The organism is Candidatus Latescibacterota bacterium, assembly GCA_019038625.1.
GTDB lineage: Bacteria > Krumholzibacteriota > Krumholzibacteriia > Krumholzibacteriales > Krumholzibacteriaceae > JAGLYV01.
Genome location: JAHOYU010000222.1, coordinates 1 through 18,345, shown reverse-complemented (window position 1 = coordinate 18,345; position 18,345 = coordinate 1). Strand labels below are relative to the sequence as shown.

Below are 18,345 nucleotides of genomic sequence, written 5' to 3'. Positions count from 1 at the left end.
CTGGTACACATGCCGGGATATTAGTCATAATATGCCGGCAGGTCCACATTAAAGCACGGGCGCGCAAAGCCAAGCTCAGCGCGCCCGTCCAGTCTATCGTTGCCTGTCAGTCTCAGGCGGTTCCAGTAATCCGCTTCTTCATGATGATAGCAGCTGTAAGGATCATGGCTATTACCAGGATCACAACGACCGGCGTGCCGAAGAGAGGCACAGGAACCGGTTCGACTACATGGATCACCTGGACACATGTATCGTAGACCGATCCGGTTGCGGAATCCCAGGCGATTATAACCAATGTATCATAATCGCAAACATCGGCAAGACCGGCATCTATTATACCGTAGACCTCATCGCAGGCTCCTCCCGGGACACCTACAGCAGTACCACTCTGATCGATCGCGGTTCCGACCACCCCGAGACTGGTAATGCTATAACCATAGTCAGTGGCTGCGGCACATGGATCTCCATTACATATCGAGAACGGAATGTAAGCGGCCGTCTGTCCCTGTTCGACATAGTACAGTGTATCCTGCAGGATGTAGAGCGCGGGTGGAGATTCGATCACCTCGAAGTCCTGCGTGATCGTCTGATAATACGGATTGCCGCTGTACCAGTTGGGTTCTTCACAGTCGCCACAGTCGGGAGCACAGACACCGGCCAGATCGCAGAAGGCCATGAATGCAGTCAAGGTGTTCGTCGCTCCGATAGTGGCATCACATGGAACAGTGATGCAGACTGTCTCCCAGAAATATGAACCTGCGTTGACCTCGAAACAGCTCGCCAGGGCTTCCGGCGTGGCAGAAATGGTCCAGCCGAGATCATCGGTGATATGCACACAAAACGTGTCATCGTCCGGACACGTCGTCGATACGAAGCCGAAGTTCGTCGGGGCGATGTCGTGGCACCAGGACTCACCCCTGATGACATTGATCGTGCCGCCCGGGAATCCTACGAAAAAGGCGGGATCCCCTTCCATCGAACATTCGCCTGCCACGACCTCGGGCCCTACGCGGCCGCGGATACCCGCGTCACCCATTGCGTAACCACCGTTATCGAGGGCACTCCACGATGTCCCATCGTTGCTGATATATGACTTGTCCGTCTCCATCGGGCCCGTATCGTCATAAGGAATGGGATAACCGTACCCTGGTGTTGTCAGGTCGGCGACAAGATAGATCTCGTCACTGGCTGTAACCTGAACAGGAGTCGGAAGATCTATTGAATAGTAACCTGCATCCGTAACAGTGCCGCTGATCGGGCCTGCAAGGACATCCGAAAGGACACCGCCGGAGAATGTGTCGTACACATAGATGCTGTACGAACAATTCGCTCCCGTGGCCCAGAAATCGACGCTGTAGAGATACTCGTCACTGTTCGCCGGGTCTAATACGACCATACCCAGGTCATTACCGTCTCCGAATCCTACAGAACTCCACCAGCCGTAATCGTCGTAATAGTAAATGGTCTCGTTGGGATCATAATTTTTATAGCCGGTGATGACGTTCGCGTTCTCACCGATCCTTGCGTTTTCATACTGGATGTAGAAATACCCGTTGTCACCCCAGGCCGTGCCCCAGGAGTTCTTGACTATCCAGGCGCCGCTACCGCCGCACATGTCATCGTCCCATCCAACGATGACGACAGCATGGTTCGGATCTTCCGTACCCGCATAGACGAGACATGTCGTTCCGTCATAGGAATTGAACGCGGGGAAACTGGCGTACATCGAAACATAGATCGGTCCGTAGGTCTGCACGGCGTTCTTGATCGCTGTAACGTCGTTTGGTATGACTCTCCACTCAGTCACCTGCTTGTCGAATGAACAGGCAGGGTTACTGCATGTCGCTACGGGGCAGGTGCCTGGATAGGTGTCGCATGATTCGTCGATCGTACCCGAGAGGGCGAGATAGTTCACCGACATCCATGCGTTGCCACCCGCGTTGCAGTCTGTCGAGACTACATTGCATCCCTGGATATTGTGCTCGGAATAATCATACGCTATCGATTCGTTGATCAGTATAAAGGCCTCGAAAGATCCCAGAGTGCCGAATGCCCAGCATGTCCCGTAGGGGTTCTGGTTCTTCACAGAGGTGACTTCACTTGTCGACCGCCAGTCCCATGACGCCGCGGGGGCCATCAGCCTGCCGGGTGTCACAACGATATGCGAAAGGTCGACCGGTGGTGGTATATATCCGAATTCAGAAGCAGTGCCCGGAACCGACTTGGGATTCTTTGGTCCGCTGGTCGGTATCTGCGCGTCGGCCGCTCCTGAGAGAAGCACCGATGCAGTGAAGATAATGAGTACTAACAGCAGCAATTTCGATTTCATTCTCGATCTCTCCTTGAAACGATGACTGAAGGACGATCCCTTACCCCAAATTCCCTCTCTCTGGTAAAGCGAATTGCCAGACTTCTGATCACCTCCCGATTGAAGATGTCCTGATAATTATCGAAAAAATGTCAATTCCCTCGAGCGGCCATCCGAACCCTTACCGAAGGGCCACATAATATGAACCGGATTGGATGGCATTGTATCACATATCCGAATGTTTTTCAATCAATTATGGCCCTGCACGAATCCGCAGGGACAATATTTTCTGCCATTCTACATACGCAGGCCGGCCTGTCCGCAATACCACCCTGCGTACAGGCAAAAAGTGTGACAAAAACGGGGAAATCCTGATAGTCCGCGATCAATCACTCTTCGAAACGTCACCCTGTTTCATGGCCACTAATGAAGCAAGGCAGATCGAGGCCAGTTTCGACCTGGCCGAATCGCCTCTGGAAGTAAGGATGATGGGAACGCCTCCGCCGACTATCGCGCCTGCCAGAAACGCACCGGACGATACCGTCAACGATTTGTAAACGACATTGCCAGCCTCGATATCGGGCATCAGGAGGATATCCGCGTTACCCTTGATCTGTCCTGTATAGTGTTTTTCCGCGGCCGACTGGGGGGACATGGCCACATCGAGCGAAAGGGGCCCCTCGACGATACAGTCATCCCTGTCGGCGTATTCCGCCGCGAATTCAGCTGCCAGCATAGAGGACTCGACACTCGGACTGGCTATTTCCACTGCCGAGATAACAGCCACCTTCGGTTTATCGATATTCAGATAGGAAGCTATCTGAAGGGCATTCTCCAGGATCTTCTTTTTTATCTTCTGACCGGGAGCAGGGATGAGGGCCGCGTCGGTCACCATGAGCAGCTTCGGGTAGCTTGGTATCTCGAAGACACCGACATGACTGTATATGGAACCTTTCTTCAGTTTCCCGCTTTTCTTGAGGTACTGGAGAGTGCCGCCCATGATCTCGGACGTCTTTACTCCGCCCTTCATCAGAAGATCGGCCACTCCGGTATCGAGAAGAGAAAGAGCCTTTTCTACCGGATCGTCGGCATCGACTATCGCGTAGTTCTCTCCGTCGACCTTTACATCGTAGTCCCAGGCGATCTGATTGACCTTGTAGTAATCACCGACGAGAAGAAAGCTGGCTACAGGATAGAGGCCATCCTCGTTCGCCTGCTTGGCGGCTGCCATGGCATCCTCGTTCTCAGCGCCCACGATGGCTATCCGGGGAGCCCTGTACCTGGCCACCATTGCTCTTGTGACATGGACAAGTTCGTCGAGACTGCCGACCGGAGCGTTCTCCTTTCGCCTGAGGTGGGGGTGAGAGAATATCTCCGTATCGATAAGGTCTTTCTCCATCGCCCTGAATTTCTTTAACCTGTCGCGTTCTCTAGTGTAATCCTTCAGTGTGGCCGGTCTGTATTTTGCTCTCAGCAACCCTGCTACCATCGCCTCGTGTTCGATCGAACCGGGGATAGTGACTACGGGGAAGTAAGGCAGGAGTTTCCTCCTGATCATTCCCGTGAATTCGGCGCTTCTCGCCAGGCCGCCTGTCAGCATCACTACGTCGATGGCTCCCTCGACCGCTGACAGCTTCATTATCGCGCCGGCTATCCCGCTCGTCATGAAATCGAGGATCAGCTCGATTTTCTCGTGTTGCGCGTCGACAGCGCCGGAATCCCTGAAATGCATGAGTGCCTTGAAATCATTCGTCCCTGCCAGGTCGATCAGGCCACCACTGCCGAAGAGGTACTTCTTTAGTTCGGGGATACTCATCTCGCCCCTGTCATAAGCATCGACAAGTATATCTAGAGGGATGTTTCCCGACCTGTTGGCGCTGGGCAGTCCGGAAAAAGCATTGACCAGGTCTCCCGCCTGGCCTCCTTCGTGCCGGACCACGGACATCCCGCCACCCATATGCGCGCCGACCGTCGTCATCTCCTCATCCGAAACACCCAGGATTGCGCAGACCAGGCCGTGGACAGCGTTATGGTTGAGGTAATGCGCGCCCGAACCGTCCCTGAGAAGTTTCCTGATACCGGTCAGCCTGGCCGAAGTCTTCATCTCATCCGAAGCGACCGGATCGGTTGTAGTGACGAATATCTCCGTATCTCCCGCGTATCGTTCCACGATCTTCTGTCCGATCGGTATCGCCATGTTGGAGGCATGAACGATCCCCGGGTCTTCGAGATCCTTCAGCATCTCGGAACAGACCCTGTAAGTACCGGTCGGTACAGGCCTGACGAATCCACCGCGACAGGCTATGCCGGTGAGCTGCCCCTTCTCTACACCCTGTGATTCTATCCATTTGATAATGGCGTCGGATCTCGTCTCGATCGTATCCTCGAAATCCGGAGGAAGGTGGACTTCCTCTTCCGCAACGAGTCTCAATCCGGAGAAAAGGCCAAGTTTGGTCGATGTGGAACCGGGATTGATGCAGAGTATATTCTCTTCTGAAACAATCGCCGGAATATTTTCAGGACCATAGAGAAGCGAAATGATCTTCTCTGACCTTTCCGGGGAGGAAAGGATCATCTGGACGAGGTATGAAAAGACATTTCCCCACGCTTCCTCCCAGTCTTCTATCAGATATGGAGGCTTAGAGACCGCGACGACGTGATAGAGCAGGTCAAAAAGCTGCTGCTGGTTCTCGACATTCCCGTAGCGAAATTTTTCCTGGACGCTGAGAAGGTCTTTCTCGATATTTCTTGCGATCCCTGTCTTCCTGACAGCGCCGACAAGTGAATTGATCTGAGCTTCAACGATATTCAACTGCTCTTCCATAGATGGCACAATCCTTTTCTTTCAGCGACCGGTGGCCCCGGACCGTTTCAGTAATGGCTGGACTTCCTTTTCAAATCTGGCGACAAGTGATTCCGAGTACTTTCTCAATTCTTCTTTCGCGGGGCCGGTAGTATATACCTGCATATCCCTCAGGTCGGATCCATCGATAGAGGCGTCTCCCATAAGGACCCCTCCCAGAGCCCCGCCATACCCGCTATCGAGTTGGATCCCGGCAAGGTCAGCCCAGAGCAATGTCCACCCCCGGACAACATCGGCCATATTGTAGCCTCCCCCGCCTAAGGCCAGAATCCGGGGAAAGGCTGCGTGAAGGGATCCGATCGCGTCTATATATCCGTTGTTTGTCATCTTCAGATGAGTAAGCGGGTCGGTGGCGAAGGTGTCTGTGCCAGCCTGAAGAACGACGATATCGGGACCAAACGCATCAAGCGCGGGCAGGATTATGGAACGAAAAAGAAAGAGAAATATCTCGTCGTCTGTATCGGAGAGCATGGGGATGTTAATGTTATAACCCTCTGCCCCCGGACCACCCGACTCCTTTTCGAACCCACCCCAGGGGAAAAGAGTCTTGCCCGATTCGTGGATCGACAAGGTCATCACTCCGGGGTCATCGTAGAAAGCTTCCTGGACCCCGTCTCCATGATGAGCATCCACATCCAGGTAAGCGACCCTGGCATCCAGCATGAGTAACTCCTCTATGGCGATCACAACATCATTCACATAACAGAAACCAGAGGCCCTGTCTCGATGGGCATGATGAAATCCACCGCATGGATTGAAAGCGCTGACACCTTCCTCCGCCACGATCCTCGCGCCTCTTACACTGGCTGTCACGGACAGGGCCGCAAAATCGTAGACTCCCATGAATATCGGGTTTTCCATCGTCCCGAGGCCGTGATACAGCATCTCGACACCGATCTCACCACAGCGCCCCGCTTCGCGGAGTAGATCGATATACTCTTTCGTATGAAACCTTTCCAGCAGGCCATCCTCGATCTCTTCCACCTGTTCTACTCTTACACCATTGCCCGAAAGCAACTGCCGCCGTTCACACATCTCATGGACCATCTTCACTCTCTCGGGCCTGAATGGATGCTCCGGCGAAAAGGAATAACCTCCCAATCGGTCAGAGTTGATGAACACGGCTCCATCCCTTCCCGGATGGACTTTTTTTATGTCTTTATCATGTTTCAATTACTTTCCATCTTTCAGTATCCCGGCTACCGTCCGTTGTCAAAGGGAAGAATCCTTCCTGAAATCTATCCTGAGTGAATAGGCCCCGTCCTCGAGCTTCGTCTGGACCGGATAACCACATTTATGAAATACGTACATCATCTTCTTGTTCTCTACCAGGACTTCCGCCGTAAAACCCTTCAGCCCCATTTCCAGGCCGACATCGATGAGTTTATTCATGAGGAATGTCCCAATTCCCCTCTTCTGCCAGTCATCACGGACAAGGAAAGCCACCTCTGCATCGTTGACCGACGGATCGATCTTGAACATTCCGATAGCGACCATCTCCTCATCTCCCGCTTCACCAACAAGACCTACGATAGCCATCTCCTCACGATAGTCTATGTTTACCATCGGCTGAATCTTCTCGTGCGGCATAGCTTTGACCCTGTTGAAGAAACGATAGTAGACCGATTCGTCACTCAGCGCATAAAAGAACTCCCTCTGCATCGATTCGTCGGTCGGCTTGACCGGCCGGAAGAATACCTGCGCACCCTCGAATTCCACCGCTTCTTCATACTGTTCCGGATAATATTTCCCCGAGATGACAAGAGGCATCTGATCGAGATGCACAAGGTGACGCTTCTTGGCGTAATCGACCAGGTCATCGCGGAAATCCGGGTGGGCGATGCTGATCAGGGCAAGTGCCCGTTCCCTCAGGTTCCTGCCGTGAAGGTTGACTATGCCGAACTCGGTGGCGACATAATGGACGTCTCCCCTCGAAGTGACGACCCCCGCCCCCTGATCAAGATAAGGCACGATCCTCGACCTTTCACCTCCGAGTGCTGTCGAGGGAAGCACGATGACCGGCTTGCCCCCTTTCGCCCTTGCCGCGCCCCGCACAAAATCGACCTGGCCTCCGATGCCGGAATAGAAGTATTCACCTATCGAATCGGCACAGACCTGCCCGGTGAGATCCACCTGTATTGCAGCATTTACCGAGATCATTTTTTCGTTCTTTGCGATTATGAACGGATCGTTAGTATAGTCGCAGGGATGGAATTCGATCAGCGGATTGTCGTTGACGAAATCATACAGGCGCTGTGTGCCCATACAGAATGTCGCGATTATCTTGCCGTTGTGAATCGTCTTTTTCCTGTTCGTGATCACTCCCGATTCGACCAGGTCGATGATCCCGTCGGAGAACATCTCTGTATGTATCCCGAGATCGTTCTTTTCAGTGAGGAAAGACAGTATCGCGTTCGGTATCATCCCGATACCAGTCTGCAATGTGGCCCCGTCATGGATCAGCCGTGCTACATTCTGTCCTATCTTACTCGCGACTTCGTCAGACTCCGGAGGATCGAGCATCAAAAGTGGCAGATCGCTCTCGACCACGTAGTCTATGTCCTTGAGATGAACGAAACTGTCACCGAGAGTCCTCGGCATCTGCCTGTTCACCTCGGCTATGACGAGGGGGGCCGCCTCCGCGCCGGCCTTCACTACGTCGACCGACACTCCCAGCGAACAGTAGCCATACCTGTCCGGAGGGGCGACCTGTATGAATGCGACATCGATCTTGAGCGATCCGGAACGTATATGAGACGGAAGTTCGGAGAGAAAGATGGGCGTGTATTCCGCCCTGCCCTCGTTGACGGCGTCCCTGACATTCGCCCCGATGAAAAAAGCGTTCTGCTTGAAAGGCCTGCTCATCACCGCTTCCGCGTATGGAGAGGTACCCAGCTCGATCACGTTGATCGTCTCGTGATCCGCGATCTGCCTGCCCTTCTCAATGAGCATTTTGATCAGTGCCTGAGGCTCGGCCGCACCCGATCCGATAAATATTCTGCTGCCAGGCTTGATAATCCTGACTATGTCGTCTATATCCCTCTTTTTACTTTTATAAAGGACGCTTTCTTCCATGGCTAACCCCCGGATTTTTCTAAAATCGCCGACAGTCATTCTCCCGGATGATAATGTTACTTTTGCGGAGATTCTTCAAGGATATCCGGAAAATATCCAGGCTCAAGACATACCTCCCGCAACTTTTACTGGATGGGCAGTAGCGATTCGTTTAGATTCAGTGACGAACGACTTCAGACGGAAGGTACGGGATGGGCAGAATATTCGGACCGGTAGCATCGAGGAGGCTGGGCAGGTCTCTCGGAATAGATGTGATACCATACAAGACTTGCTCCTTCGATTGTGTCTATTGTGAGTGCGGAGGAACGACAGACCTCTCGGTCGAAAGAAAAAACTTCTATCCAGCAGGTGACATCCTCGAAGAACTTGAGGCCCGGCTTGGGCAGATGAAGGAAAATCCGGACATACTGACTCTTTCGGGAGCAGGCGAACCGACTCTCTACCTCGGAATGGGAGAACTGATCAGCGGCATGAAGGATCTATCGGGGATCCCGGTGGCAGTCATCACGAACAGCTCGCTGATCTCGAGGGAAGACGTCCGCGGCGAACTGTCACTGGCTGATATCGTTGTCCCATCGCTGGACGCGGCCACCCCGACCTGTTTTGAAAGGATAAACAGGCCTCACCCCTCTATCAGGCTTGAAGACATCATCGATGGGCTTACCAGGTTTATCGAAGGATACCGGGGTGAAGTACGCCTCGAGATCCTTCTCGTCGAAGGATATAACACTGACATGGAAAACCTGGAGGGACTGAAGACCATAGTGTCCGGCCTTGACATTGCATCGATCCAGCTGAACACAGCAGTCAGGCCCGGCACTACCGGTGACGCGAATGCCTTATCACACGAACGCATGGAGGAGATCCGCGCGATGTTCGGCGACAGATGTGAGATCGTTGCAAACGTTTCGAGTAAAGCAAGACATGAGGACGCTTCAGCCTCGGAGAATATACTGTCGATGATAGAGCGCAGGCCCTGTACGGCCGCTGATATAAGTGCCGCGCTGGGACTTGGCGTTCCGCAGACAATAAAGCTTATGGATTCGATGATCGCTTCGGAAAGGGTCGTCACAGAATCGAAAGAAGGCATGACCTGGTATATCGCCAGCGACCGTACCAGCACCTGAGCTATTCTTTCTCCTGTCAAATCATTTTCTTCCAGACAACAATTGTTATAGATTAAAGAGACAGGCATTACGTTTCTTTCAAAGGACAGGACTATGTTCAAACGCAGACATATAATATCTATCCTGCCTCTTCTGGCAGTCATGACCTTTTCCTTCACCATACTGTCGTGCGGAAGCGACTCATCGGTCACTCCGGAACCACCCGAGGAACAGACAGGATCATGGCGCCTGCTCTCCGGCGCGAGGCACCTGAGGACGATATGGCACGATTCTGAGACATCCGTCTTTGTGGGAGGGTCCGGTGGGACCATCCTCCACTTCGATGGATCATCATGGCACACAATGGCCTCCGGCACAGAACTGGAGATCAATTCTATCTGGGGCCTTTCCGGTTCTGACGTCTTCGCTGCATGCGAATCAGGACTGATCCTGCATTATGACGGAACTGACTGGACCATGATGGATTCTAATGTGCAAAGGGCCCTGAACTGCATCCTGGGATTCTCCGGCAGCGACGTATATGCCGTCGGCGACTACGGCACAATGACCCATTTCGATGGAACAGTCTGGACCCCTGTGGTCACATCTGTCACAGACGATCTCTACACGATCTGGGGTTCGTCGTCATCGAACATATATGCCGCCGGTGACTATGGCGCGGCCCTCCATTACAATGGTTCATTCTGGGCAGAGATCGAGGAGATGGGTGTCATGAGCTTTCGTACGATTTGGGGAAGTTCGGCAGAAGACATCTTCATGGGCGGAGTCAGTGGAAACCTCATCCATTACGACGGAACGGAATGGACGCCCATGATCATCTCGGTAGATGAAGGTGTATTTTTTACAGAGGATATTACCGGGATCAGTGGAATTTCGAGCGATATGGTATTCGCGTCCTGCGGCCACGGCATGACTCTTTTCTACAATGGCGATTCCTGGTCGATGATGAACCAGGTGACCGATCACAGGCTCCACGGGATCACGGCCATCAACAGCGAGCTGTGCTACGCGGCAGGGTATCTGGGAGTGATTATCGAATATGACGGCAACAGCTGGACCGAGATCCCTGACGCGAGATCGCAGCACCTTACGGGAGTCTGGAGCAGTGACGAGAACAATGCCTGGGCGGTCGGCAATAACGGAGCCATAATTCATTTCAACGGTTTCGGGTGGGACACATGGCCGGGGAAGACTTCATTTCACCTTAACTCCATCCATGGAACCGCGGAAAGTAATGTGTTTTTCTCTGGAGAATCCGGCACTCTTTTCAAGTACATCGATTCGGACTGGCAGCCGGAAACGATACCGGACGATATCGAACTGAACGCCTTCTCCGAAGCGGGCGGCGACATGGTCTTCGCCGTCGGATGGGAAGGCCAGATCATGCGTTATGACGGACTCGAATGGGAGGAAATGACGAGCAACACGGAGATGGCCCTTCACGGTGTATGGGCCGCTGCTCCGGATGACGTATGGGCTGTAGGGGGACTGGGGACGATCATCCATTATGATGGCATCGAATGGGAAGAAGTCACAACCCCATCGGCCTTTCTCCTTGTCGGTATCTGGGGGACGGCATGGAACAATATATATGCCGTCGGATATCTCGGTACCATACTGCATTATGATGGAGTCGAATGGACCAAGATGTACAGCGGAACCGAACGCCAGCTTTACGGAGTATGGGGAAGCGGCCCCGACGACGTCTTCGCGGTCGGCCAGGAAGGGGTCATCCTGCATTTCGACGGCATGGACTGGAATGCTCAGAGCAGCCCCGTCGGGGGAACACTCAGATCGATCTGGGGTAACGGACCCTATGATATAAATGCCGTCGGATCGAACGGAGCCATCATCCACTACAGCATGGAATGATCTCTGGCCGCCTCAGACAGAAAGCACGGGTTCATTCTTGCAGCTTAAGTCTTTTCGCTGCTATTGCCGTGAATACGAGGCCGAAGAGCCACAATACCGCGACATGAGTAACCACCGATGAAAATCCGTATCCGAATGAGATAAGCTTGTGGATCCCGTCCATCGTCCAACCTGTCGGAAGGAGGAAGGCCACGATCCTGAACGGCCTTGAAACGATTTCCAGCGGCCACCAGCAGCCCCCGAGAGCCGACATCGCGAGCGACGTTATAACGGCGAATCCCGACACCTGATCGGGATTACTGAACAGCGACCCGAAGAGAATAGAGAATCCACCGGCGCAGAACGCGAAGGAAAGCATAAGAACGACCAGCGCAGGGATAGAGTTACCAAGACTTATTCCAAAGAGGTACCTTCCGGCGACCAGAAGAACAAGGATCTGAAGAGATCCGAGCATCATCCTGCCGAGCAGTTTTCCCGCGACGATTTCCCGGCGGCCTGCCGGGGAGACTCCGATCCGCATCAACACCCTGCTCTTTCTCTCGATCGCCAGGGTGATGCCTCCAAAAGCCATCGTCATAAGCACGAACATCACTAGATTGCCCGGGACCGCTCCCTGGAAACCTCCCGGCGGTTCGACACCTCGCCCGGCCATCTTACTATCGACCAGCACGCCTGGATCTCTCGCCATCAGCGAATCGATCCGGGACTCCATCATCGTATCTCCTTCAGGCAATTCATCGATCACCAACTGCAGGTTTCCGTTGAGAGAATCTCCTGTTATCGAGAGATACGGGCTGCCCGACCCGATCATCCCGTTCTCGATCTCGAGAAGTGTCGATACGACCTTGATCAGCCCCCGGGTTATGGCGACAGCTGCCGTCTCCCCTGCCTGAATGTTCGAACCTTCGTCCTTGCGGAGATAGACCGCTGTCCTTTCCCTGGAAAAGACCTTCTCGGAGAAATCGTCCGGGATAACCAGCGTTCTCACCGCATCGGCTCCCTCAGCGAGACTGTCCACAAGGCCGATATTCTCACGTTTGAGGGTATTGATCAGGTCGTCGCCGAGCGGTCCCCTGTCATTGTTCTCTATCGTTATCGTAGCGCTCACTCCCGACCGACCTGAACTGTTTCCGAACTGTCCGAAAACAAAGATAAAGACAAAAGGCATGACAAAGGCCCAGAAGACGGTGCTCCGCTCCTTGAAAGTCAGGGCAAGGTCGGTACGGGCGATGAGCCAGATCAGCCTGAGAGGGTCTGTCCGTTTCATTTCGACCCTCCTTTTCTCAGGTTTCTTCCAAGTAACCAGGTACCGGGCATAAGAGTGACCAACCCGATCCCGACCAGTATGGCGATATTCTGGATAATATCTGCCAGGCCGGCCTGGTTGAGGAATATTTCCATGAATCCGTCGCTGGCCCAGTAGACCGGAGAAAACAACGCTATCGACCTGAACATCCCACCCATCTGACTGATCGGGATCAAACCTCCACCGAGAAGAGATATGACGATGATCAGGACAGATACGATCGCGTCAGCCGACCTTTCACTCCTGATCAGGCCGAAGCAGAATGTCATAAATCCGGTGATCATAAACATGGTAGCCGAGAGATGTACGGCGAGAACGACGGGTCCACCGAGGTCCATGCCAAAAGCGAATCGCCCTATGATCAGCAGTGCCAGACAGGCCACCATTGTGACCATGTAGGCAGCCAGCAGTTTTCCGGCCACGACGTGCCAGATACTCAACGGTGCGGCAAGGATCCTGGTCAGTGTGCCCGAGGCCCTTTCCCTTACTATATCCCTGAGCATGATGTTACTGGTAAAGAGAAGGCCTATCATCATGCTTCCAGCCATGACATACGAGAAGACATTGACTCCCGAAGACCCTCCTCCCCCTTCATCCCCGGCTTCGGAGACTGTAGATTCTTCGACAGAGATCAGTGTATCAGTCAGGTATCCGCCGGTAAGAGCGAATATAACCTTCGCCTCATCCATAAGTGTCTGAATCTCATTCAGCGAGGGCCACCCTTCGGCAGTCAGGATCTCTTTCGACTTTCTAAGAGGTTCTTTGAAAGTATTCGTCCCGCAGTCGAGGATAACTCCGAACGTCGATATGATCTCTTCCGCGATTATCGGCAGAAACGATTCCGAGGGATTCTTCACGACCCGGATAGTGACCGGCAGACCATCGACTACCCTAGTGGTGAAACTGTCCGGGATCACGACCATGGCCGACGCTTCACCTTTGGCCATTAAACGCTCTCCCTCTTCTTCGACGACAGGGATCACCTCTACCATCTCCGCGAGCTGTCCCTGTTCGAGTCCCTGCCTCAGAAACCGCGCCGCCAGGCCTCCATCATTATCTACGAGAAGCATTTTTATCCTTGGCAGCTTCACATCTCCCGCGCGTCCAAAGACCGACCCGATTATCAACGTCATCACCAGGGGGATACACATCGTGAGAACGATAGCGAGAGGACTTTTCATCCTTCTCCTCAGATCGAGGATGAATATTCTGAGTATCGTATTCATATTCAATCCCTCAGTTCCCGGCCGGTCAGCTTGAGGAATACGCCCTGAAGCCCCGGCTCGCTGATCGAGACACTTTCCACGCTGATCCCCGCGCCGAAAAAGGAATTGAGAAGAGACCCCAGAGAGTCCTTCCTGGAGATATAAAATCTCAGGCTGCCCTCTTCCATATGGTCGAGCCTCACACCTTCAGGCAGGTTGTCGCCTTTCCAGCCCTTGAAATCGCCGGTGACGGTGATAATGTCTTCTTCTCCCGCAAGATCGACAAGTTCCGCAAGGCTCCCTTCAGCGTAGATGGCGCCCTTATCTATGATCGCAATCCTGTCACAGAGTTCTTCCGCCTCTTCGAGATAGTGTGTGGTATAGATGATCGTAGTTCCGGACTTCGCTTCTTTTTTCACGATCTCGAGTATCTTGATCCTCGCCTGAGGATCTATTCCCAGCGTCGGCTCATCGAGCAGAATGATCTTCGGCCTGTGTATGAGACCGGCACAGAGGTTGATCCTTCTTTTCATCCCTCCAGAGTATTTCCCCACCTGGTCGTCTGCCCTGTCGGTCAGGTCGACCATCTTGAGCACCCTGGCGGTCGCCTTTTTAAGATCTGCTCCTGTCAGACCGTAAAGACCACCCCAGAAATGCAGGTTCTCGCGGCCTGAAAGTTCATCGTAGAGAGCGATCTCCTGCGGGATAACGCCCATCATGGCTTTCGCTCTGCGGTCGCCAGCAGAGATATCCATGCCCGCAACGGTTATTGTCCCTGAGTCCGGCGCGAGAAGGCCTGAAAGCATCGATATCGTAGTCGTCTTCCCTGCACCGTTCGGGCCGAGAAGGCCGAAGATCTCACCTTCGGATACCTTGAAACTGAGGCCGTCAACGGCCCTGACTTCTCCAAACTGTTTCCTGATCTCACTGACTTCTATCATGATCTTCCTCCGTGGGAAGCAGTGGGTGCGTGGCGCCTGACGCCGACTGAACAATCGTCATCCAGATTTACAGAATTTGATTCGAGATTCAAGTTTATATACGGCAGTTTTTTATAAAAGTTGCCAATAGACGCTCTTTTTCATAAAATAGAACCCTGTAAATAATCTAACCTTAATTTCGAGGAGATTGAAATGAGATATCCGTTCTCGAAGATCCCGGTCATGCTGCTCCTTCTTTCGCTGTATGCCACGATAGTGACCCTGCCCGTCGGAGCACACGAAGGAGATATCAATGGTGAACCTCACGCGTTGACATTCGACGACCTGATCTCGCTTGGAAGGATCGGCAGTTTCGAGATATCACCCGAGGGAGACCTGGTCGCCTTTACCGTGACCTGGTTCGACAAGGAGAGTAATTCTTCCAACACCGACATCTACATGGTCAGGACTGACGGGGGACAGCCGTGGAACTTCGTCAGGAGCAGTGGAAGCGACTACGCCCCGTGCTGGTCACCCGACGGAAAAGAGCTGGCCTTCGTCTCCGATCGCGAAGGCAGTTCACAGATATGGATAATCCCGACCGGCGGTGGTGAAGCACGCAGGATCACAGACATTCCGACAGGAGTGTCCGACCCCCTGTGGTCCCCTGACGGCAGGACCATGGCATTCACATCTCGAGTATATCCCGAATGCGATGACATGGATTGTAACGCTGAAAAACTGGATGAATGGAAAAACAGCGAGGTCAAGGCCCGCTTGATCGATCATCTGATGTTCCGCCACTGGAATCACTGGAGAGAGGGACGATGGAGCCATCTCTTCCTGACCGATATCGACAGTTCCTCACTCGTAGAGATTAACAGGGGCATGACGGACGTCCCCCCGATCTCGCTCGGGGGAGAACGTGACTACGATTTCTCGCCTGACGGAGACGAGATATGCTATTCCATGAATCCTGACCAGATGGTGGCCATCTCGACTAACAACGACCTGTATATCATGTCGGTCAAGGATGGTACGACGACATCGATCACATCGGAGAACCTGTCCAACGATAACAACCCCCGTTATTCGCCCGACGGGAGATATATCGCCTACAGAGCCCAGATGAAGGCCGGGTTCGAGGCCGACCGTTATCGCCTGATGCTGTATGACCGCCGAGAAAAAAAGACACTTAATCTCACGGAAGATTTTGATTACGGTATCGGCAATTTCGATTGGAGTCCGGACAGCCGTTCGATCTTCTTCTCTACGCAGGACCGGGGACGTTACTCGATCTGCAAAGTGGGTATACGTGGGGCCACGCCGGAAAAAGTAATCACAGGCGGATATGATAACAACCTGAGAATATCTCCTGACGGCAGGAAGATAGTATTCGCGAGGCAGAGTGTCGACCGACCGACCGACCTCTACACATCCACGATGAAAGGTAAAAAAATATCGCCGCTTACCGATATAAATGCCCATCTGCTCGCCGACCTGGCAATGAACCCGCTCGAAGAGTTCTGGTTTGACGGAGCTGCTACGAAGGTACACGGGATGATCGTCAAACCTCCTTTCTTTGAAGAAGGCCGGAAATATCCGGTTATCGTGTTGATCCACGGTGGCCCGCAGGGCGCGTTCGGAGACAACTTCCATTACAGGTGGAACGTCCAGATGTTCGCATCACCGGGGTATGTGGTGGCTACATTCAACTTTACAGGCAGCACCGGGTACGGACAGGCATTCACTGACGCGATCAGCGGCGACTGGGGAGGCGCGCCGTATACCGACATCATGAACGGACTGGACTATATGCTGGAAAACTTCGATTATATCGACCCTGACAGGATCGGCGCGGCTGGAGCATCGTACGGCGGATATATGGTCGACTGGATCGAGGGCCATACCGACAGGTTCACCTGCCTCGTCTCACACGCCGGAGTCTACAACCTCGAATCGATGTACGGTGCCACTGAGGAATTGTGGTTCCCGGAATGGGAGTTTGGCGGCATGCCATGGACGAGCAGGGAGATCTATGAAAAGTTTTCGCCACACAGGTTCGTCGCGGAATTCAAAACGCCATGTCTCGTCGTCCATGGAGAACACGACTACAGGGTCCCGTATACCCAGGGCCTCGAATTCTTCACCGCGTTGCAGCGGCAGGGAGTCCCCTCGAAACTACTCTTCTTCCCGGATGAGGACCATTTTGTAAGGAAGCCTCAGAACGCGGAACTCTGGTGGAACACGCTACATGACTGGTTCGAGAAGTATCTCAAGGAATAGATGCTTGTCAGCAGGACGTAAAGACGCAGTCCGTCGGAATTGACTGCATAAAAAAACCGGAAAAGAGATCCAATGAAAGGGTCACGCGGGCCACCTCCTCAGAACCTTTTCCGGCAAATATTGTCGATTTTATTCAGAGCTGGCCGGTGTTTTCACGACCCCAACCCCTCAACCGCCGTTATTATACCACATTCTGCAGCAAAATAAAAATCAAATCCTTCAAGGCATCGATATTGTGCCTTCTCCCACCCTCACTATCGAACCTGCGACCTGGACTTTCTGCACCATACCACGATCACAATGGACATCTGTCTGAAGAAGGCTTGGCCTGCCCATCTCTTTACCCTGGCTGATCATAAGCTTGAGCTCGGCCGGGAACTTGAGTATCCTGGCCAGGTAACCTCCCAGAGCCCCGGCAGCCGATCCCGTCGCCGGGTCCTCCATGACAGAGAGTGTCGGCGCGAAAAACCGGGCATGTATATTGATCTTTGGATTTTCTGTCCTGGCAAAAAGATATATGCCTATGACTTTATGTCTGGCCATCACGTTGATGGCTTCTTCGATATTCAGGTTGGCCTGGCCTATTACCTCTGAATCTCTGGCCTCGATTATAAGAAAATCAAGTCCGTTCGAGATCACTCCCCCGCCAAGGAGGTCGAAATTCTTGATTCCTACAGCCCTGGCCGCCTGTCCCCTGTTCATGAGAGCACTCCCGAACTTTGGAACCGGCTGGTTCATGGAAAGTCTCGTCTCCGTCTTGTTCGATTTGATCACATCAATCGAGATCTTTCCCGAATCCAACTCCAGCTCAAGACCAGACGGTTTCTTGCCCTTTTTATTCGACAGGATCACAAATGCAGTACCAAGAACCGGATGGCCGGCAAACGGAATTTCCTCTGCAGGTGTAAAGATCCTGACTTTTGCGTCTGCTTCCTTGTCCTTGGGCGGAAAAATAAATGTCGTCTCGGAGAAATTGATCTCCCGCGCGATAAGCTGCATCTGCGTCTTTTTCAGCTTGCCCGGCTTTTCGAATACGGCAAGCTGGTTCCCCCCGAATGGCTTCGTAGTGAAGACATCGACATGTTCATAAACTATCTTTCGGCTCATATCCCGTCCCTTGGCAAACAGGTGAATCTCAAGACCGCTTTTGCCCATCGTATCAGAATGTCTTACGTTGTGGGAAGAAAAATATTCGATTTCCACGCCAAAGACCAGGGGAGCCTTAAGTCATTGTTTATTAATGTGTTACTGGCAGTACTTTCCCTGAATATCCATTTTTCCTTTAAATATTCAGTCCCGGTCGGTATATTATGCGGAGACGGGATGGAATCGCAGTTTTTCAGAAGGAGGAATCTTCAGCATGAAGATCAGAAGCATTTTATG

At 52.9% G+C, this 18,345-nt stretch carries 12 protein-coding genes; 4 read left to right on the top strand and 8 right to left on the bottom strand.

The window, feature by feature from the left end; all coding sequences use genetic code 11:
- Positions 1 to 112: 112 nt before the first annotated feature.
- From KOO63_14660 to KOO63_14645, 4 genes are all read right to left on the bottom strand, one after another.
- Complete coding sequence (locus KOO63_14660) at positions 113 to 2,329, bottom strand: hypothetical protein (protein MBU8923057.1); 2,217 nt, start codon at positions 2,327 to 2,329, stop codon at positions 113 to 115.
- A gap of 364 nt (positions 2,330 to 2,693) precedes the next feature.
- The gene (locus KOO63_14655) at positions 2,694 to 5,132 is read right to left on the bottom strand and encodes a butyrate kinase (protein ID MBU8923056.1); all 2,439 of its coding nucleotides are present in this window, start codon (positions 5,130 to 5,132) and stop codon (positions 2,694 to 2,696) included.
- Positions 5,133 to 5,153: 21 nt separating this feature from the next.
- Positions 5,154 to 6,344, bottom strand: a complete 1,191-nt coding sequence (locus tag KOO63_14650; protein ID MBU8923055.1) for an acetoin utilization protein AcuC — start codon at positions 6,342 to 6,344, stop codon at positions 5,154 to 5,156.
- 39 nt (positions 6,345 to 6,383) lie between these two features.
- Entirely contained in the window at positions 6,384 to 8,246 is a 1,863-nt protein-coding gene (locus tag KOO63_14645) for a GNAT family N-acetyltransferase (protein ID MBU8923054.1), read from the bottom strand.
- Positions 8,247 to 8,437: 191 nt separating this feature from the next.
- Here KOO63_14645 and KOO63_14640 point away from each other — a divergent pair, with 191 nt between their 5' ends.
- A complete protein-coding gene (locus KOO63_14640; protein ID MBU8923053.1) occupies positions 8,438 to 9,373 on the top strand; it encodes a radical SAM protein in 936 nt (311 codons plus the stop codon).
- 93 nt (positions 9,374 to 9,466) lie between these two features.
- A complete protein-coding gene (locus KOO63_14635) occupies positions 9,467 to 11,245 on the top strand; it encodes a hypothetical protein (GenBank protein ID MBU8923052.1) in 1,779 nt (592 codons plus the stop codon).
- Between the two features lie 31 nt (positions 11,246 to 11,276).
- Here KOO63_14635 and KOO63_14630 read toward each other — a convergent pair whose 3' ends face one another.
- The 3 genes from KOO63_14630 to KOO63_14620 are packed head-to-tail and all read right to left on the bottom strand — an operon-like array spanning position 11,277 to position 14,697.
- Complete coding sequence (locus tag KOO63_14630) at positions 11,277 to 12,512, bottom strand: ABC transporter permease (protein MBU8923051.1); 1,236 nt, start codon at positions 12,510 to 12,512, stop codon at positions 11,277 to 11,279.
- Positions 12,509 to 13,777: an ABC transporter permease gene (locus KOO63_14625; protein MBU8923050.1), complete on the bottom strand. Its 1,269-nt coding sequence runs from the start codon at positions 13,775 to 13,777 to the stop codon at positions 12,509 to 12,511. Before KOO63_14625 ends, KOO63_14630 begins: the two co-directional genes overlap by 4 nt.
- A 2-nt stretch (positions 13,778 to 13,779) precedes the next feature.
- The gene (locus KOO63_14620) at positions 13,780 to 14,697 is read right to left on the bottom strand and encodes an ABC transporter ATP-binding protein (protein ID MBU8923049.1); all 918 of its coding nucleotides are present in this window, start codon (positions 14,695 to 14,697) and stop codon (positions 13,780 to 13,782) included.
- A 192-nt stretch (positions 14,698 to 14,889) separates the two neighbouring features.
- On the opposite strand from KOO63_14620, the gene KOO63_14615 reads away from it, so the two are divergent.
- Positions 14,890 to 16,962 carry a S9 family peptidase gene (locus KOO63_14615; protein MBU8923048.1) on the top strand — a complete coding sequence of 691 codons (2,073 nt, stop codon included), beginning with the start codon at positions 14,890 to 14,892 and terminating at the stop codon, positions 16,960 to 16,962.
- A 219-nt stretch (positions 16,963 to 17,181) separates the two neighbouring features.
- Here KOO63_14615 and KOO63_14610 read toward each other — a convergent pair whose 3' ends face one another.
- A complete protein-coding gene (locus KOO63_14610; GenBank protein MBU8923047.1) occupies positions 17,182 to 18,069 on the bottom strand; it encodes a PhzF family phenazine biosynthesis protein in 888 nt (295 codons plus the stop codon).
- Between KOO63_14610 and KOO63_14605 the strand changes: the two genes are divergently transcribed.
- The coding region (locus tag KOO63_14605) for a hypothetical protein (protein ID MBU8923046.1) at positions 18,043 to 18,345 on the top strand (303 nt) is incomplete at its 3' end. The genes KOO63_14610 and KOO63_14605 overlap by 27 nt on opposite strands.